Origin of the sequence: Spiroplasma citri (assembly GCF_001886855.1) — a bacterium.
In the GTDB taxonomy this organism is placed as follows: domain Bacteria; phylum Bacillota_I; class Bacilli_A; order Mycoplasmatales; family Mycoplasmataceae; genus Spiroplasma; species Spiroplasma citri.
Genome location: NZ_CP013197.1, coordinates 905016 through 922984, shown reverse-complemented (window position 1 = coordinate 922984; position 17969 = coordinate 905016). Strand labels below are relative to the sequence as shown.

Here is a 17969-nt window from a genome sequence, read left to right as displayed (position 1 = left end):
TTTTTATTAATTAAAAACATAAATTATATAGCAGTTTTAATTGCGATGATGGTTGTATTATCCCAAGTAATGCGAATACAAATTATTTTAAGAACATCAATTCCATTATTTTTAATCCCAGTTTTTATTAGTACTTTTATTTTAAATTGATATTGATGTTTATTTATTGGTTTTGTTGGTCATTTATTAGTTGATTTATCATTATGGGGTTTTACGCTAGGATCATTATGTTGAAATTTAGGAACTGGTTTATTAGCAATTTTATTAAGGATTATTTATTTAATAAAATGTCATAATTTCTGAAAAATTATCCTACTATTATTAATAAATTTAATAATTTATTTTCCAATTGATTTTATACTTTTTTGATTAAATCTCGAAATTTTAAATATAGAACAAATAATAATCGGAGTTTTAATTGTAAACACAATATGCTTACCAACTTTTTATTTATTAAGTATCAAAATAATAAAAAAAATTAACCAAGGAAATTTAAGGAGGTAAAGATGAAAAAGTTAAATAAAAAAACTATCAACAAAATAAATGAATTAATGCTTAGAAGTTATCTAGTTTCAAAAGATGAAATTACTGATGAACATTGAGCATTAAATACTAAAAAAAATTAGGAGTAATTAAATTATGGAAAAAAGATATTTATTAATAACAAATAGTTCATTTACTGGAATAGATACTGAATTATTTTATACATTAGAAGAAGCAAAATATACTGCTAACAATAAAAGTTGTTCTCAAACAACCATTATTGATTTAGAAAATGAAAATATTAAATGACAAGGAGATAAATAATATGAAAGAAATTAAAAATTTACAATTAACAGAATTTCAAAAAGAAATTATTAATAAATTAGATGATGAATACTGCTATAAAATTTCATTCCAGGAACAAGATAAAGATGCTGTTATTAATATTATTGATAATGATGGTAATTTCTTGTTACAAATATTAAGTAGCGACGACTATGTATCAATAAAGGAGCGAATAAAAAATGTGGAAAAAAACACTGAAAATATTAACGGATATCTTAAAAAAGAATTAAATAGGTGTAAACCATATACTGAAATTATTGAAAATAATAAAAAAACTATTAAATTATTAGAACTTATATTAAAGGAAAATAAATAATATGAAAAAATATGTTGCAAAAAAAGATATTGATAATTATTTAGATAAAAAATTAGAAGAAGCAAAATTTAAAACCAGTCAAACTGACATTGATACTATTTGAGAAAAAAGTGACGAAGATATTAAAAAAGCAATAGATGAAGTTGTAAATAATCCATTGTGAAATCAACTATTTAAGAATTTATCAAAAATGTAAAAAATGTGAATTACGAAAAAGAATAAATGAAATTTGTAAAGAGCATAAATAATATGTGAAAAGATGAAGATGGCAAAGTTTACACAGAAGAAGATTTATTTAATGAAGCATTAGAAGAATGTCATTCAGAAGAAAGTGCTTATGACTATATTGATACTTTAATTGCAGAAAAGAATTTGGAGGAAATTTTTAATATGACAAAAGAAGAATTTAATACAAAATATAAAGATAAATTTAGAATTAATGATTATTGTGATTTAGAACAAAGAATTGAATGTGATTGTGATCATTGTCAAGAATGTAAATATTCTAAATCAAAACAATGGTCAATACTTATCAATATAGAGGGTGAATTTGAAATGATATGTGATTATGTAAAATATCTCAAAAATAATTTTTCTTATTTGAATTGTCATACATGTGGGGAGGAAATTTAATAATGAGTAAGTTTATTTCACATTGTAATTATTGTGCTGGTTATTTTGATTTCTCAGATTATGATATCGAAAATAAACCATTAGAAACAATTAATAAATTTAAAATTAGAAATCATAAATATTACTTTAATAGTTATCAAGGAATTAAAAATATTAAAAATAAGGAGGAATTATAAAATGAAAACATTACACGAAATGATAAAAGATTTAACAGGAGTTAGTGTTGAACAAAATAAAATCAGTAAATATTTAGAAAGTGAAAAATTAGATTTACGATGTGTTAATTTACGTTGTGCTGTTTTACGAGGTGCTGTTTTAAAAGAAGCTGATTTACGTTGGGCCGATTTAAAAGATATTAAAATCACAAAAGAACAATTAGAACAATTAACTGTTATTGAGGCGGATGAATAATGAATATAACAGAATCAATTAAATTTAACAAAGTTAAAGAAGAAAATGAAGCACTTAAAGAACAATTAGAAATGGCACATTATTTTAATCAAAATTTAGGTAAAGAACTTGATGAATTAAAACAACAACAATTATTTAAAGAAGATTTTTATTTTCAATGTCGATGGGGAAATGTTGATTATGATGAAGATTGTGAAACAAGTTGACAAGCAGATGAAATTTGCCATAACAATGAACATAAAGATTATTGAACTTGACAATTAAAAGATAATTCTAAATATTACAAATTACCTAGTAAGGAGGAAAAATAATGGATGTAATAAAAAGCGAAAATCAAATAAATCAAATTATTAAAACAAATAAAGATTTAGATGATTTTAAAAATAAAGATGAATTTATTATCTCAACATTAAAAAAATGTGTGGCAAATAATTTATTATTTTTAAAAAATATTGATAATGATTTAAAAAATTTGAATAATTTAATTAAAAATATTAACAATTTTCAAGTTAATAACAAAAGTGATGCAGATTATGGTACTGAATTAAAAATATTATTAAAATCTACAATTAAAAAAATAATAACTCCAATTGTTAATAATTGATCAGAACTTAAAATAATTGATAGTTTGTATAGATACATTACTAAATCTTTTGAAAAATTAGAAACAGATGTTATTCAAATTGAAATATTGACTAAACAAATTAATTGAATGAATGCGGCTGAAAATCAATTAAAAGAATTAAATAATAATAAAGAAAATAATTTAATTTCTGAAATTTTGAATAAAGAAGACATAAAAGTTAAAGGTTTAAAAACAAGATGAGATTTAAAAATAAATATTATTGATATTGAAAAAGTGCCAGAAAAATTTATTATTAAAACTATTGATGAAGAAGCGATTAAAAAAGCAATTAAAGAAAATAATAATGAAATTCCAAATATTAATGGTTTAGAAATATTATATGAAAAGAAACATCATTTTTAAAGATAATGCAATTTATTAGTAATAATATTAAATTAAAATATAATGTAAATTTTGAAAAAGATAACCACTCTTATTTTATAGATAATATTATTTTCCCCAGCATTACCGCTATTATTAGTTATTTTAATAATACTGAAATTCAATATGATAAATTAATGAAAAATAATGAACTTTTTAAAAATGCAACAGAAAGAGGAAAAATTATTCATGAGTTTATTTCACGGATTTTATATGATGCAATTTTCCAAACAGAAAATAGAAAAGATTATAAAACAATTATTAAAAATAGTAAAAAAATATCAACAATAAAAGAAAGTTTAAAAATAATTGAGTTATTCTATAATTTTTTTAATAGAATAAAAAACGATTTTATTAAATCAATTATTATGTTTGAAATACCCTTATCAGACGGAAAAGTGTGTGGCACTCCCGATTTAATTTATTATGAAAATAACAAAGCTATTGTTGTTGATTTTAAAACTTGAAAATACTTTAATGCTGAAAAAATTAATAAAGCAAAAATACAAATTACAGCATATAATTATTTACTTGAAAAAAATAATATTTTTACTAGTAATATTGGTGAAATTTGAATAATTAACGAAAATGGTGTTAATATAAATCGTTTCAATATTACCAATCAATTAAAGTTAGAATGACAAGAAATAATGCATACATTTTTAAAAAATAATTCTAATAACGAGAAAAGAAACTATGAAAATTAAAAAATATTGTCCCAAATTAAAATATTGAGGTTATTGTTTTAAATGCAACAAAGAAAATAAAAAACCAAAACACTAGAAAGGAATATTAGTATGAATCAATTTATTGCCATTGGTAGAACAACAAAAGATATTGAAATTAAAAGAACACAAAATGGTAAAGAATATGCCATGTTTCAATTAACAGTAACAAGACCACATTCAACCCAAAAAGAAACTGATTTTATTCCTTCTCAAGTTTGAAATAAACAAGCAAGTGTATTACAGTAATATTGTCAAAAAGGTAGTCAAATTGCAATTACAGGTATTTTACAGTCTTTTAAAGACAAAGAAAATAAAATACAGTGAACGGTAAGAGTTTATAGTTGTCAATTTTTACAAACTAATAATAATTTAAAAAATAGTACACCTCCCATAACACCCACAAAAATAAATCAGACCCAATCAGCAACAAGAAATATTCGTTTAGAAGAAATAGAAGCAAATAAATCATTTGAAAATAATGATGATGCGATTTTATGAGATTAAATATGGAAACTAATAAATATATTTTATGTTATCGTTCTGAAAAAGGTAAACGACCATGTAAAATTTATTTTGGTGAATATATAACTGGTATTGATGTTGAAGATGTCAATATTAATTCAACTTGGGAATGAGAATATTTTAAAAAAAATTATGGGGAAAATAATTTAGTTATTTGTAAAGATGATAAGTTAGATCTAATTTTAGAAAGAAAAAAATATAATGAAAAAATGTAATAAATATCGTAATCATTTTTTAAAATGTAAAAATATAAAATTATGCTTTTTTACAAAATTACATAAATATAATTGCTATTCGTGTTATTTGTGAAAAATAAAAAAGGAGAAAAAATAAAATGAATAATAAAATTGAATTAATATTAAATAATTCAAAAGTTAATAATTGAATTAATGAAAAATTAACAAATCAGAAAGAAATTAATTTATTTCGTAAAAATATCTTAACAATTTATAATAATAATCCCAGTTTATTTGATAAAGAAAAAATAAATTTAATGAGTGTTTTATCTGCTTGTGTAAAAGCAATGTTATTAGATTTACCGTTAGATCCTAACTTAGGATAGCCTATATTGTTCCATATAATGGAAAAGGACAGTTGCAAATTGGTTATAAGGGTTATATTCAGTTAGCAATCCGAACAGGAAAATATTTAACAATAAACGCAATAGAAGTAAAACAAGGTGAATTATTAAATTTTGACGAATTAGAACAAGAATACAATTTTAAATGAATAACCAACGAAAATGAACGAACAAAAAAAGAAACAATCGGATATGTTGCGTTTTTTAAACTACTAAATGGTTATAAAAAAACTTTATATTGAAGTAAAGAAAAATGCGAAAATAATTTTAAAACATATTCTAAGAATTATCAAACTTACGGAAAATTTACGGCTGGAAGTTATGAGGGAATGGCACTTAAAACAGTATTAACCCAACTTTTAAGAAAATGAGGTATTATGTCAGTTGAAATGCAAGAAGCCTATCAACATGATCAAGCAATAATTATTAATAACAGCAAAGAGTTTAGTGATAATCCTAACATAAAAAATAAAGAAGATAAGAATGTTATTGAATTAAATAACAAAAAAGATGAACTAAATCTAAATTTAGAACAAGAATTTAGCAGTAATGAAATAAATGATGATGAAGAAATTGCTAAAGCTGTTAATGAAATGTTTTCTGATTAAGAAAATGAAAAATAATTGAAAAGATTATGATAAAAATCGTCCAATTAGACATAAATTTTATCGCAATAAAAAATGAGTAAAAATAAGAAACGATTATTTTAATAGCAAAATGGGAATATGTGAACGATGTTATCAAAAGAGATATATAGTTAATGGTGTTATTGTTCACCACAAAGAATATATTACCGATCAAGATTTTATTAATTGAAACATTGATAAACTTTTTGCATGAAAAAATTTAGAACTATTATGCATGAAATGCCACAATAAAGAACACAAAACCGAAAAAGGATATCGCGATAATGTCATAATTGACGAAAAAACTGGCAAAGTAAAAATAATCGATAAAGAAGAATAAAAAATAAAATTGTTTCAGAAACACAACTTTATAAACAAGCTGGCAATAGCATTGTTATTGATGTATTAAAAAAGATTTTTATAAAAATGTTTAAAACAGAAAAGAAAAATTAACAAAGGAAGTGAAAAAAATGAATAGTTATAAAATAATAATAGGATATTATAATAAAGAAATACCAATTATTTTTACTCAAGCAGGATTATTAAAAATTAATGAAAATGAAAATCAATTACTTTATAATGGACATTTTAAATGTATAAAAAATAAGTATGATAAGATTAATTTATAAAAATAGAAATATAATTTTATATCTTAGAAACACAAAATGCTTAAATTCCTTGTTTTTTTGTAAATTATTGTATCAAATTTTGATATCATATCAATTCTTTTTAAATTTATGGGAATAATAAGGAAAATAAGCCTATTATTTCTATTTTTATAAAAGAAAGGAATGATATATATGAAAAAAAAAATAGGATTATTAAGTTCATTTACATTATTAACTGCTGGAGTAACACCATTAATGGCAATGATGCCAAGTTCCTCAAATAATATTTATACTTGTGAAAATATTAATATTAATTTTAATAAAAAAGAATTTTTTATTAAACAACAAATTTTAGAAGATGAAATATTATTTAACTGTGAATTAAACCTTACAGAAAAATTAAATATTAATTCTTTGAAAGAATTAAAAGAAAATTTTAACGGTTTTTATTTTAAAAATTTTAATATGTCTTTATCTGTTTTTGATAAAGAATTAAACCAAGATACATATATAGTTAAGGCGTTAAAACCTAATGAATATTATAATTATATTTCTCTTTTAGATAAAAACGAAAATAATTCTAATTTAAAATTTTATAAATATAAACCAAACCGAAATTATGAAGTAGAAATTATTTATAATTTATGTTTTGTTAAAAAAAATAATAATTTTTATTTAAATATGCTATTTAGAATGGAAGGTTTTACAAATAATAATAATAAAATTAAATTATTTATAAATCCGGAAGAAACAATAAATTTTGTAAAAAATATTTAATTTTATAAAAAATTAATTTAATCAAACAACAATTAATTTTGTTGTTTTTTATTTGACAAATATTTTTAATGACGGTATCATCACGGTGTAATTAGTTATATAAATATTAATTTTATTTTACTTATATACCCCCCTATAAGTCCTTTAAAATAAGGACTTATAGGGTTCCGTGATGGTGGGGTTCCGTGTACACTTTTTTTAATTTTAAAAAAAACCACACTTTTATACTAAAAATAATAAAAAACCCCGTAAATAAAGGAGTTTTTATAAATGAATGAGTTAAAAAATAGCAAAAAACAAGCAAAAAATAACCAAAATTTAACAAAAAATGAAAGCATTTTAACAAAAGAAAACAATAACTTAAACCAACAAAAAAACCTTTTAAATTGACAAAAAGATAAAGAAAAATTAATAAATAAATATAAACGATTTTTAAAAGAAAAAAATGTTATTTTAGATATTATTAAACTTGATTTTTTAGAAGAATTTTGTACCCTTAAATTAACTTTAAATAACATTAATAATGAAATCCAAACCTTAATTAATGACGGTAAATTATTTTCTGAAACCGATAATAATCGCGGAAAACCAAAAGAAGTAAGACACCCCGCTTTAATTTCTTATGGACAAGCATATAAAGATTATAAAGCTGGATATGAAATAATAGAACAATGAATAAAAATAGCTAATCAAAAAGATAATTCCGATACTTTTAATTTTAATAATTTATATGATAATTCAGAGGAAAAATAAGAATGCAAGCAAATAATGAAAAAACAAATTTAGAACTATATTATGAATGAATAAATAAAAACTCAAATAAAAATAAAGTTGGAATAAAAATTAAAAAAATTGTTTCCACATTAGTAAAAGAATTAAAATCAAATAAAGATTATTATTTTAATCACAAAGAAGCAAATAAAACAATTAGCTTTATTGAAAAATCTTGCTTTCATACAACTGGAGAATATAATAAACAAAATTTTAAATTAGAATTATGGCAAAAAGCATTTTTAGAAGCATTATATGGTTTTTATGATAAAAAAACAAATTTAAGAAGATTTAAAGAAGCACTCTTAATTGTTGGAAGAGGAAATGGAAAAACCGCCCTTGCTTCTGCAATCGCTTTAAAAAGTTTAATTTTAGATAATGAAGCAAATGCCGAACTTTATTCTATTGCAACCAAACGAGATCAAGCAAAAAGAGTTTATGAAGAAATGCGACGAATGATTTTTATTAATCCTAACTTAAATAAAATTTTAAAAGTTAAGCGAGATAAAATAGAGTTTATACATAATAATTCTTTTTTTCAACCACTATTAGTTGTCAATTTTTACAAACTAATAATAATTTAAAAAATAGTACACCTCCCATAACACCCACAAAAATAAATCAGACCCAATCAGCAACAAGAAATATTCGTTTAGAAGAAATAGAAGCAAATAAATCATTTGAAAATAATGATGATGCGATTTTATGAGATTAAATATGAAAAATAATAAATATATTTTATGTTATCGTTCTGAAAAAGGTAAACGACCATGTAAAACTTATTTTGGTGAATATATAACTGGTATTGATGTTGAAGATGTCAATATTAATTCAACTTGGGAATGAGAATATTTTAAAAAAAATTATGGGGAAAATAATTTAGTTATTTGTAAAGATGATAAGTTAGATCTAATTTTAGAAAGAAAAAAATATAATGAAAAAATGTAATAAATATCGTAATCATTTTTTAAAATGTAAAAATATAAAATTATGCTTTTTTACAAAATTACATAAATATAATTGCTATTCGTGTTATTTGTGAAAAATAAAAAAGGAGAAAAAATAAAATGAATAATAAAATTGAATTAATATTAAATAATTCAAAAGTTAATAATTGAATTAATGAAAAATTAACAAATCAGAAAGAAATTAATTTATTTCGTAAAAATATCTTAACAATTTATAATAATAATCCCAGTTTATTTGATAAAGAAAAAATAAATTTAATGAGTGTTTTATCTGCTTGTGTAAAAGCAATGTTATTAGATTTACCGTTAGATCCTAACTTAGGATATGCCTATATTGTTCCATATAATTGAAAAGGACAGTTGCAAATTGGTTATAAGGGTTATATTCTGTAGAAACCACATACATTTTGTATTTTTGGTTTTTACAGTTTTGGAAAGTAAATTTTTTTAATATTTTTAATTGAGGAGTTGAAATTATGCAAACAAAGCAATATTTTATTTTGCGGTCCCTAGTGAAAAAGTATGGTAAAGATAATGTTATTAATACTGTTAATAAGATTGCAAAAGATATTGAAATTAAAAAGTAAAAGAATAAATTATTCCGCGTAATTTATTAGCGGATAATTTATTCAGTAGTGTTTTTAATGGAGCGAAGCGACAACGAGCGGAGCGAGTTTGCAAATTTCAATTTTTTAGTTTTTAGAAAGGAGATGTATTATGCCAACTTGATTAACGACAATATTTAGTGTTGTTATTGTATTAGCAATTTTTCTTTATTTTGGTTTATTAATTTACCAAAAAATTAAACAAATTCGAGGAAAGAAAAAAGATAAAAAAGAAATTGAAAGAAAGTAGAGTAATAAATAATGTTAGGTATTGTATTTAACAACAGCGTTTAATTTTTTAACAGCACCTACACCTAAAACTATGTCTGAGGGTATGACTGGTATTTGAACGGGTTTGACTAGTGCATTATGAAAAGTTAAAGAAGGTATAACAAATATTTTACTTGAGATAATGGTTTTTTTAGGTGAAGCGTGAATTATATTAATTCCATTTGCTATATTTTGTATTATTAAAATCTTAAACTTTTTCCGTGTTATGGTTAAAGGATTTTAATATTTATTATCTAAGGCACACTAGGAATTTTTAGTGAAATAATTGTTTTAATTGGTGATACCATTCATGATAATCAAAAAATAGATGCTATCACATTTGTAAAAAATGAATTTATTAAATAGAAAAATGAACTTATTATATTTACTATTAAAGTTCTTAATAGTTATTTTCAGTGTGCCAATTTTTATTATTTTTATATTTAACAATGCTTATTAACAGTTTTTATTAAACATTAAATAAACAATATATTAGCATTATGTATAACATTGTTAATAATCAGTGTTTATTACAATTAAAAAACATTATATAAACATTATTTATAACATTGTTTATTAAACAAATATTTAGTTAGGAGATTATCTTATGGATATGAAATTTAAAACAACTAAGGAATGTAAAAAATTAAAGAGAGATTTTATTATTAGGAATTTTGTTTTTGGTTTTGTTTATTTTCAATTTTTCATTGTTCTTATTGAAATTATTGTAGGTCTTGTTTTGTTTTCAAATAGAGAAATAATTGTTGGTATTTTACTTTTTTCTTTATTTTTATTTTTAATATTTATTCTTTTATTTTTTATAATTCAATGTCATATATGCGAAATTAAAGAATATAAAGTTATGTTGTTAAAGAAAAGAATGTTACCGTTAGAAAATATAATTGGAGGATTAGGAAAAGGCACAATGTTAAGACCAGTAAGACGAGGAGTTGATAAAATTGAGTAATTTTGTTAAGAAAAATCAGAATGTAGAAAATTATTTTATTAGTAAGGAATTTAAAACAATTAAGGAATATAAAAAATTAAAAAAATGATATATTTTAGTTAATTTTGTTGCTTGATTTTTATATATTTTTCTTTTTATAAGTTCAGTTGTGTTAGTTTATGTTTTTATTTTAAATATAAATAATAACAATAAAGAAATTTTTATTTTGGCATTAGTTTTATGGTTTGTTTCTGTAATTTTGGCAATTGTACCAACTATTTTGGAACATATAGATTTAAATAAAGGATTTAAAAAACAATTAAAGAAAGAAGTTGATAAAATTGAGTAATTTTGTTAAGAAAAATCATAATGTAGAAAATTATTTTATTAGTAAGGAATTTATCCCTTTTACAACAGAAAAAGCAAGTTTTATTAATTTACCTAATCATAATCGTCATATTGGTTTTTGATTGAGTAATAAGTTTATTTATCCGAGTGAAAAACATTTGGAACAAGTAGCAATCGGTTTGATTTATGATAATTCTTACCCTATTGTAAAATATGATGAAAATTTAAAGCGAAATATTTGAAAATATTTAACTGGAACAGAATTAATCAATTTATATAATCAATATAAACAAAATTATTTTACTAAAATGAAAAAAGCGTTATTTTCAAGTGAACCTAAAAAAGTAAAAGCAAATAATAACAATAATAATTTCACAAATTTAAGTGTTGAAAAAAAGAACAATTAATTAAAGACTGTGAGGAATTATAAAATGGAAGTTAAATCAACAAAAGAAGAACAAAGAGAAAATAGAATAAAGTACGAAAAAAATAAAGGTTATAAATTATGTGATAATGGTTATATTATTTATAATTCAAATGAAAATTATTTTAAATTATTTGGTTGTTCTAATCAATTTATAAAGGCACAAGTTTATTTTAGAAAGTTTGGTGGCGAATATAAAGTTAAATTTTTGTGTAAGAAATGTTATAAAAAATTTAAAAAATCCTTGTCTTACGAATTTTGTGAAATTTTAGATGAACAATTTTATAAAAAACCCGTTAAACTTAGTATGTTTCGTTTTGATTATAAAAATGCATATGAATATGATAAATATGGAGGTTTTTATTATGAGTTTATATAATTATTGAGTTCAATTTGTTAGTTATATTATTGGTGCAAATGCCCCTGAGTTTTTATATGTTATATCCTTTGTGTTATTTGTTGTTTTATTTTTTGGAATGTTTTTTAAACTTATTCAAAAAATATGGAGTTTTTAAAAATGCAAAATGATTGAATTAAATTAAAAGAGTTTTTTATTCATATATTTTTGTTTATCGATAAAACGAATGTTGAAAGTATTACAATGTGGAATTTAACGCAAAATGAATATTTAACCTTGATGGTTGGTGTTTGAGTTGTGATTTTGTTTTTAACTTGGTTTTTCTTGTGAATGGTTTTTAAGATAGTTGGGTATTTTAAATAATGAAAAAATTTATATTTTTCTTTAAAAACTATTGTTATATTAGTGGTTCAATGCTTTTGTTTAGTTTAATTGATTTATTACTTTGGTTAATTTCTTTGTATTGTGTTGGTTTAGTATTTTGAATATTATTTGCTTTGCAGTGTGTTTATTTTGTGTGATGATTGTGAAAAAATATTTTTTATCAGTTAAATTCTTTTGGGTTAGTAAATTTTGTTTGAGATAATCCGTTATCGGTAATTATTGGTAAGTTAGGAACTGGTAAAACATTACTTTTAACTTATTTGTCGCAAACTATGAAATTATTGACAGATGAAATTTATAGTAATTATCCGTTAGAAGATGATAAGGTTAAAGTTTTAACATTTAAAAATTTAGATTTTACTGATAGAACAAAACCCGTTCCCCTAGATGATAGTGTTATTTTATTTGATGAAAGTTATTTATATATTGACGGAACTAGTCCTCACGATGAAAAAAAAGTTCATAGTGGTAAAATACCGTGAATTGTTTTAGCGAGACATTTTGGACATCGTGCGTTGTTTACTGCTCAGCGTGAGGGTATGATTTGAAATAATATTCGCCAGTTAGCAAGTGGAATTATTATTCCAATTTCATTGAAAAAACCCGTTGCTAAAAAAGGATTTAATTTTTTTTAATCGTTTCTTTATTATGCGAATTGGGATTTTCCAAGATATAACGGATTATGAAATTTGAAAAACAAAATCAGTAGAACGAACAGTAGAAGGTAAAAGAGCAAAACATAAGTCGGATGTTGAGTTAGGAATTCGGTTTTTTAAAATAATAATTCCCCTTGAATTTGCTAATAAGTATGATAGTGAATGGTTAAAGTTTGTACGTGATTTAAAGAATGATGAAATTGTTAATGAAAAATTTTATTATTGATCGGAAATCACAAAATTAAGCGTTAAAGAACGATTGGAGTTATTTGATATTGATATTTTGAAAAAGAATTTAAAACCTAAAAAAGAGAAAGGAAATAGTAAAGATGATTAATTTATTAGTTGAAAATAATAATAGTAATTGAGACAAGATTTTTAGTTTTGTTTTTGATATATTTTTGTTTATTTTTGATGTAATTTGAAATACAAAATTACCGATGACAAATACGTCAATTGCTTATTTTTTAATCTTTTTTATGGTTATTAAGTTATCGATTTATGCAATTCACGGGACATCAACACAATATAATAATTTAGGTTCGACAGTTAATAATGGTGTTTCGCAAGTATATTCGTCAACTGTACGAAAAGGTATTAATGTTGGTAAAAATGTTTATCAAAATAGTAATAAGCAGCAAGTTAAACGAGAAATTAAGCGTCAAAATGTTAGACAACAAGCAAAATTTAAAAGAGGTGTTAAGTAATGATTAAATTAGTTTTATTGGTGGCGGCGATTGCGATATTTGGAACTGGTTTTATTACTGTTATTATTAATCAATTTACATCGGCAAAAAATATTATTATGGATTTATATAATTCTGATAATTGGTTGATTTGATTATTTGGTAGAATGGCAGTTTTGTTTAGTCATCCGTTAATGTTAACGATATCAAGTTTATATATTGTTGGGTTTATTGTTTCAAAAACATTGTATAGTTAGGAGTTAAGTTTATGAAAAAATCGTTATCTTTATTTGCCATATTTATTTTAAGTTTTTTGGGTTTGGTTATTCCATTTATTACTTTAACGGCGTTTAGACCCTTAAATGAGGAGCATTATACGCTTAAACAAGAAGAATTATTACTGGTAAAGGTATTAATGAAACTGATTTTATTAATACAATGTTTTTACGCAGTAGTTTTTTTGAAAATTGGTCGGAGACAAATTATTTTATTAATCCAACTTTAAAAACATCAAAAAAATTATCATTTAATGATAAATGGTATTTGGATTTTTTACAAGATAGTTATTCTACGGGAGTTGTTTATGATAAACCTAGTGAAACATTTTTAAATTATTATCAACAATGACATAGTTTAAAAAATCAGTATATGGTTGAAAAATTTTATGATGTTAAAAAGGAGAATTTTTTGGATGATTTAACTGATTTTATTTATTCTTTTGCTGTAAAATATAAGATGTTTGATGTATCGAAAGAAATTGTGGAAAATGTTGACCGTTATAAAGAAAATCATTATCCAAGAGTTAAGTTAAACCAAGATAATTGAAAATTAATTACTGATTACAATTCTTTTGAAAATAATGTTGATAATAAATATTATTTTGTTGAGTGAAAAAATACAAGTAATGAATGAAAAATTGGTAAGTTTAAACACGATACATCTGGTGTAAAGAAAATAGGAGAGGTAATTTATGTTCATAGTATAAAATATTATGCTAAAAATAATAACCTTAAAGGTCTTTATCGTTGAGATGGTAATGGTGAGCCACAAATACCTACTATTGATAAAAACACTGGTGAAATTACTGATTGAAATAGTTATCAACAAACTCGCGTAAAAGAATTTATTAGTTTATCTTTATATTCTGTTTTGCTAGAAAATACTAGGGTTCAGCAAGGCGGAAGTGCTGATTATGAAAATCCGAATAAGGTTGGAACAAAGCGGATAATTTTTGATTTTGAGACGGTTGATGAATTGGATGTTAAAAATATTAAAAAAGCAATTTATCGGATGATTTTAACTGTTGATGAAGCAAATTTAATTATTTCTGGTAGTTTAGAGTTAAATAATATTAATAATGATGATTTAAGTTTTAATTTTAGTTTTATGCGAATGGGAATGGGTGAGGTTTTTAATTTTAATGGTTCAATTTATGCATCATTAAATAGTAAAGATTTAAAATATTATCAACAGTTTAGCGGTCAGTTTGATTTATCTAAGTTTTTACAGTCGTTTTTTGCAAGTGCTTTGGTGCCAGTGTTTCAAAATCGTAGTTCGTTTATTGAAAATGGATATATTAATAATTTACAGTATGATACTGTTTTAGTTAACTTTTTTGCTTTGAAATTACAAAATTTTAATAATATTTTGTTGAGTGAAAATATTAACGATAAATTACAATTTGATAAATTATTAAATAGTATGTTTAAGATTTCACAGAAATTTTATACTAATTATTTACGTACGATTTTTGATTTAGAGAATAATACTTATGTTCAAGGTTATAATAAAAAATATGGTTTATTAGTAAATAATGGTTTTAAAATTTACCCACGATATTTTTATTTTTCAGATAAATATAAACAGTTTTTATACGATTAATAATTATGGTAGTGTTTTTAATTATGATTTTTCGGTTGCTAATAATTATAATATTAAGTCAAATTCGGGTTATGTTTTTGGCGGTGATTTACAAAATAAATATGGTTTGCAATATAAAAAAATTGAAGAACAAAAAATCGGTTATAATGTTTTTGAATTGCAAGAACAAAAAGAGAATGATATGTACCGATATTATGATTTTAATTTTGGAATTTATAACTGACAAGAGATTAATAATGTTGGGTTGTTTCCCGATAAACAATGATGACAAGTGCAATATGTAACGCCAGAGGGTTGATGAGATTTTGGTGCTCATATTAGAAGTGCGGTGATTTGAATTGTCAATACTATTCCTGGTGTTAAACAAGTTAATGAGTTAGCGAGTGGTGTTGGTAAGGTTTTTGAAACAGTATATAGTTTTTTTAGTCAAATATTTGAAGTATGAAAATTTAATCCCGCATTGTATAGTACAATAACAAATATCTTTTTATTAATTATTTTTATGAAATTTGTGCGATTAATATAAAAAAGGAACTGTTATTTAGTTCCTTTTTTGTTCTTTTCAGTCAGTAATTTCACCAGTATTAGGATTAATAGTTGGAATTTGCGGCTCACCCACACCATCTCAAAGATAAAGACCTTTAAGGTTATTATTTTTAGCATAATATTTTATACTATGAACATAAATTACCTCTCCTATTTTCTTTACACCAGATGTATCGTGTTTAAACTTACCAATTTTTCATTCATTACTTGTATTTTTTCACTCAACAAAATAATATTTATTATCAACATTATTTTCAAAAGAATTGTAATCAGTAATTAATTTTCAATTACTATCTTTGGGCGGTTGTTGTGTATTAGGTTGTTGTGGATTATATGATGGTTCTGGTTTATTATCTCCTCCACCGTTTTTATTATTATTTTCTTTTTTACAACTGATTAATGTTGTTGTGCTTGTTGCGGTTAATCCGATTGTTACTATTATTATGCTAAGTCATTTTTTCATATAGATTGCTCCTTTTTATTTTTTTATATATAATTGATTTTATCACATATCAATTATATATCAATTATTCGTATTAAATATTAATTTTATATATTTTTGATGGTAGGTGTAAATTAATGAAATATATTATTAATAATTTTAATTTGTTTGATTTACAAGCAAAATTAAAGAATTTTTTAAGTAAAAATTATAAAAATAAATATTATAAAAGAATAAAACAAAAAATATTTTCATATATTAATTTGTGTAATGATTATTATAATGGTAATTTTTTGTTGAAAGATTTAATTAAAAAATATTTTAAAAATAAGTTTTCAACTTTTTATTATTGAGCGAATAAAATTTTAATTGCATATAAAAATAATGATTTTGCTGAATTATTATTAAAGTCAACAATTCCTAATAATATTAATTATCAATATAGTGATGATATTCGCAAAATTATTTGTGATTTATATTTTGAATATTGTAATAAACATGCTGGTGGTGTTTTATCTTTGTTTTATAATTTAAAAAAAGGAATTCATGGAGAAGAATTAAAAAATAAAGCACCAAAAAATTTAAAAACATTTTTTCGTTGACTTAAAAAAGATGAAAGATGATTAAAAATAAAAAATAAAATTAAAGAAATTAAAAAACAACATCCAAGATATGAAGTTAAAGAAATGGGTTTGTTACAGATGGACGCTAAATATTTTGTACCAAGTAAATTTCCAGTTGATAAAAAGTATTATGTTTATGATTTTATTGATGAAAAAACAAGATTAGCATTAGGATATGTTTATGATAAATTAAGTACTGATAATGCTATTGCTGCTGTTAAAAAAGCAATTAGTGATTTTAAAAATATATTTGGTATTATAATAACACGGATTAGAACTGATAACGGTTCTGAATTTATTAATAATTATCGGAATAATCAAAAAATTAGTGTTAAAAAGACTAATTTTACTCAATTTTTAACAGATAAAGATATTTTGCATCAAACAACACCAGTTCGCTCTCCACAGTCAAACGGTAAGATTGAAAGATTTCATCAAAATTATACTAAATTATTTGTATTTGAAGAAAAAATATTAAATGCAGTTAGTTTACAGAATAAATTAAATGATTATTATTTTTATAATTTTGAAAGAGTACATAAGTCTTTAAATTTTCAGACACCATTTAATTTTTTGAATAGTTTAAGTTTAATTAAATAATTTTAAATTATTAAGTTTTTGTGTTTAAACTAAATAAGTTTATTATATTTTAATTAATTAATAATATGTAAATTAACTCATAAAATATGTTATTAAAATAATAAAATATGTATTTATTAATTAAAATTTAATAAATTATTTTTTAGTGTGTTTAATTTTATATTTTTTATTTATTTATTTTATGATATTTTTTTATTATAAATAAATATTTTTATTATTTTTGTTATTTTCTTGTAATCTTTAAAATGTGTGTGGTATACTACAAAATAACATAACTTTCTAATGTCCCATCTGCTGTCGGATTAAAATCTAATTTATTATCTAAATTAGTTAATGGTGTATCTTTATCTAATGCTTGAAAATCTTGTGATAATATTACAATTTCATCATTACCACCATTAACATTAATTCTATTTTGCCCTAAAT

Annotated in this window: 31 protein-coding genes and 3 pseudogenes; 33 read left to right on the top strand and 1 reads right to left on the bottom strand. The window is 22.2% G+C overall.

Going from position 1 to position 17969, the window contains the following annotated elements; all coding sequences use genetic code 4:
- Window positions 1-45: 45 nt before the first annotated feature.
- The 32 genes and pseudogenes from SCITRI_RS05210 to SCITRI_RS05065 all read left to right on the top strand — a co-directional run bounded on the left by SCITRI_RS05210 (window position 46) and on the right by SCITRI_RS05065 (window position 15858).
- Window positions 46-504: a hypothetical protein gene (locus tag SCITRI_RS05210; RefSeq protein WP_147077342.1), complete on the top strand. Its 459-nt coding sequence runs from the start codon at window positions 46-48 to the stop codon at window positions 502-504.
- 135 nt (window positions 505-639) lie between these two features.
- Window positions 640-807, top strand: a complete 168-nt coding sequence (locus tag SCITRI_RS10090) for a hypothetical protein (protein ID WP_155522127.1) — start codon at window positions 640-642, stop codon at window positions 805-807.
- A gap of 1 nt (window position 808) precedes the next feature.
- A complete protein-coding gene (locus SCITRI_RS05205; protein ID WP_071937506.1) occupies window positions 809-1144 on the top strand; it encodes a hypothetical protein in 336 nt (111 codons plus the stop codon).
- 1 nt (window position 1145) lies between these two features.
- Window positions 1146-1340 carry a hypothetical protein gene (locus SCITRI_RS05200; RefSeq protein ID WP_071937505.1) on the top strand — a complete coding sequence of 65 codons (195 nt, stop codon included), beginning with the start codon at window positions 1146-1148 and terminating at the stop codon, window positions 1338-1340.
- A 53-nt stretch (window positions 1341-1393) separates the two neighbouring features.
- On the top strand, window positions 1394-1777 hold the full coding sequence (locus tag SCITRI_RS05195; RefSeq protein WP_071937504.1) for a hypothetical protein: 384 nt from the start codon (window positions 1394-1396) through the stop codon (window positions 1775-1777).
- A gap of 2 nt (window positions 1778-1779) precedes the next feature.
- Window positions 1780-1953: a hypothetical protein gene (locus tag SCITRI_RS10085; protein ID WP_155522126.1), complete on the top strand. Its 174-nt coding sequence runs from the start codon at window positions 1780-1782 to the stop codon at window positions 1951-1953.
- A 1-nt stretch (window position 1954) separates the two neighbouring features.
- On the top strand, window positions 1955-2188 hold the full coding sequence (locus SCITRI_RS05190) for a pentapeptide repeat-containing protein (RefSeq protein WP_071937503.1): 234 nt from the start codon (window positions 1955-1957) through the stop codon (window positions 2186-2188).
- Window positions 2188-2499, top strand: coding sequence for a hypothetical protein (locus SCITRI_RS05185; RefSeq protein ID WP_071937502.1), 312 nt, complete (start codon window positions 2188-2190; stop codon window positions 2497-2499). Before SCITRI_RS05190 ends, SCITRI_RS05185 begins: the two co-directional genes overlap by 1 nt.
- Window positions 2499-3176: a hypothetical protein gene (locus tag SCITRI_RS05180; protein WP_071937501.1), complete on the top strand. Its 678-nt coding sequence runs from the start codon at window positions 2499-2501 to the stop codon at window positions 3174-3176. Before SCITRI_RS05185 ends, SCITRI_RS05180 begins: the two co-directional genes overlap by 1 nt.
- Before the next feature lie 5 nt (window positions 3177-3181).
- On the top strand, window positions 3182-3901 hold the full coding sequence (locus SCITRI_RS05175; protein WP_071937500.1) for a PD-(D/E)XK nuclease family protein: 720 nt from the start codon (window positions 3182-3184) through the stop codon (window positions 3899-3901).
- A 90-nt stretch (window positions 3902-3991) separates the two neighbouring features.
- Window positions 3992-4168 (top strand): single-stranded DNA-binding protein, encoded by a 177-nt coding sequence (locus tag SCITRI_RS05170; RefSeq protein ID WP_084566889.1) that lies wholly within the window; start codon window positions 3992-3994, stop codon window positions 4166-4168.
- A 248-nt stretch (window positions 4169-4416) separates the two neighbouring features.
- Window positions 4417-4659: a hypothetical protein gene (locus SCITRI_RS05165; protein ID WP_071937499.1), complete on the top strand. Its 243-nt coding sequence runs from the start codon at window positions 4417-4419 to the stop codon at window positions 4657-4659.
- A gap of 119 nt (window positions 4660-4778) precedes the next feature.
- The gene (locus SCITRI_RS05160; RefSeq protein WP_071937498.1) at window positions 4779-5006 is read left to right on the top strand and encodes a hypothetical protein; all 228 of its coding nucleotides are present in this window, start codon (window positions 4779-4781) and stop codon (window positions 5004-5006) included.
- Window positions 5007-5038: 32 nt separating this feature from the next.
- Window positions 5039-5632, top strand: a complete 594-nt coding sequence (locus SCITRI_RS05155; RefSeq protein WP_071937497.1) for a RecT family recombinase — start codon at window positions 5039-5041, stop codon at window positions 5630-5632.
- On the top strand, window positions 5613-5990 hold the full coding sequence (locus SCITRI_RS05150) for an HNH endonuclease (protein WP_164023995.1): 378 nt from the start codon (window positions 5613-5615) through the stop codon (window positions 5988-5990). Before SCITRI_RS05155 ends, SCITRI_RS05150 begins: the two co-directional genes overlap by 20 nt.
- Window positions 5991-6120: 130 nt before the next feature.
- Entirely contained in the window at window positions 6121-6279 is a 159-nt protein-coding gene (locus SCITRI_RS10080; RefSeq protein WP_155522124.1) for a hypothetical protein, read from the top strand.
- A 171-nt stretch (window positions 6280-6450) separates the two neighbouring features.
- Window positions 6451-7035: a hypothetical protein gene (locus SCITRI_RS05145; RefSeq protein WP_071937495.1), complete on the top strand. Its 585-nt coding sequence runs from the start codon at window positions 6451-6453 to the stop codon at window positions 7033-7035.
- Between the two features lie 270 nt (window positions 7036-7305).
- Window positions 7306-7788: a hypothetical protein gene (locus SCITRI_RS05140; RefSeq protein WP_071937494.1), complete on the top strand. Its 483-nt coding sequence runs from the start codon at window positions 7306-7308 to the stop codon at window positions 7786-7788.
- 2 nt (window positions 7789-7790) lie between these two features.
- On the top strand, window positions 7791-8390 hold the full coding sequence (locus SCITRI_RS05135) for a terminase large subunit domain-containing protein (protein WP_071937493.1): 600 nt from the start codon (window positions 7791-7793) through the stop codon (window positions 8388-8390).
- Between the two features lie 121 nt (window positions 8391-8511).
- Window positions 8512-8754 (top strand): hypothetical protein, encoded by a 243-nt coding sequence (locus SCITRI_RS05130; RefSeq protein WP_071937492.1) that lies wholly within the window; start codon window positions 8512-8514, stop codon window positions 8752-8754.
- Window positions 8755-8873: 119 nt separating this feature from the next.
- Complete coding sequence (locus SCITRI_RS05125) at window positions 8874-9167, top strand: recombinase RecT (protein ID WP_071937491.1); 294 nt, start codon at window positions 8874-8876, stop codon at window positions 9165-9167.
- Between the two features lie 324 nt (window positions 9168-9491).
- Window positions 9492-9629, top strand: coding sequence for a hypothetical protein (locus SCITRI_RS05115; protein ID WP_071937489.1), 138 nt, complete (start codon window positions 9492-9494; stop codon window positions 9627-9629).
- 72 nt (window positions 9630-9701) lie between these two features.
- The gene (locus SCITRI_RS05110; RefSeq protein ID WP_071938058.1) at window positions 9702-9893 is read left to right on the top strand and encodes a hypothetical protein; all 192 of its coding nucleotides are present in this window, start codon (window positions 9702-9704) and stop codon (window positions 9891-9893) included.
- A gap of 363 nt (window positions 9894-10256) precedes the next feature.
- Window positions 10257-10616, top strand: coding sequence for a hypothetical protein (locus tag SCITRI_RS05105; protein WP_071937488.1), 360 nt, complete (start codon window positions 10257-10259; stop codon window positions 10614-10616).
- Window positions 10609-10944, top strand: a complete 336-nt coding sequence (locus SCITRI_RS05100) for a hypothetical protein (RefSeq protein ID WP_071937487.1) — start codon at window positions 10609-10611, stop codon at window positions 10942-10944. Before SCITRI_RS05105 ends, SCITRI_RS05100 begins: the two co-directional genes overlap by 8 nt.
- Window positions 10937-11373, top strand: a pseudogene (locus SCITRI_RS05095) (DUF3627 domain-containing protein). The gene SCITRI_RS05100 and the pseudogene SCITRI_RS05095 overlap by 8 nt, the downstream one beginning before the upstream one ends.
- 1 nt (window position 11374) lies before the next feature.
- Window positions 11375-11746 (top strand): hypothetical protein, encoded by a 372-nt coding sequence (locus SCITRI_RS05090; RefSeq protein ID WP_071937485.1) that lies wholly within the window; start codon window positions 11375-11377, stop codon window positions 11744-11746.
- Between the two features lie 138 nt (window positions 11747-11884).
- The gene (locus SCITRI_RS05085; RefSeq protein WP_071890543.1) at window positions 11885-12088 is read left to right on the top strand and encodes a DUF2649 domain-containing protein; all 204 of its coding nucleotides are present in this window, start codon (window positions 11885-11887) and stop codon (window positions 12086-12088) included.
- Window positions 12088-13102: pseudogene (locus SCITRI_RS12315) on the top strand (hypothetical protein). The gene SCITRI_RS05085 and the pseudogene SCITRI_RS12315 overlap by 1 nt, the downstream one beginning before the upstream one ends.
- On the top strand, window positions 13095-13472 hold the full coding sequence (locus SCITRI_RS05075) for a hypothetical protein (RefSeq protein WP_071937327.1): 378 nt from the start codon (window positions 13095-13097) through the stop codon (window positions 13470-13472). Before SCITRI_RS12315 ends, SCITRI_RS05075 begins: the two are co-directional and overlap by 8 nt.
- The gene (locus SCITRI_RS05070) at window positions 13472-13708 is read left to right on the top strand and encodes a hypothetical protein (RefSeq protein WP_071937484.1); all 237 of its coding nucleotides are present in this window, start codon (window positions 13472-13474) and stop codon (window positions 13706-13708) included. The genes SCITRI_RS05075 and SCITRI_RS05070 overlap by 1 nt, the downstream gene beginning before the upstream one ends.
- Window positions 13709-13719: 11 nt before the next feature.
- Window positions 13720-15858, top strand: a pseudogene (locus tag SCITRI_RS05065) (spiroplasma phage ORF1-like family protein).
- Between the two features lie 15 nt (window positions 15859-15873).
- Here SCITRI_RS05065 and SCITRI_RS10555 read toward each other — a convergent pair.
- Window positions 15874-16341 (bottom strand): DUF3688 family protein, encoded by a 468-nt coding sequence (locus tag SCITRI_RS10555; RefSeq protein ID WP_071937483.1) that lies wholly within the window; start codon window positions 16339-16341, stop codon window positions 15874-15876.
- A 116-nt stretch (window positions 16342-16457) separates the two neighbouring features.
- On the opposite strand from SCITRI_RS10555, the gene SCITRI_RS05055 reads away from it, so the two are divergent.
- Entirely contained in the window at window positions 16458-17543 is a 1086-nt protein-coding gene (locus tag SCITRI_RS05055) for a DDE-type integrase/transposase/recombinase (protein ID WP_071937482.1), read from the top strand.
- Window positions 17544-17969 lie beyond the last annotated feature (426 nt).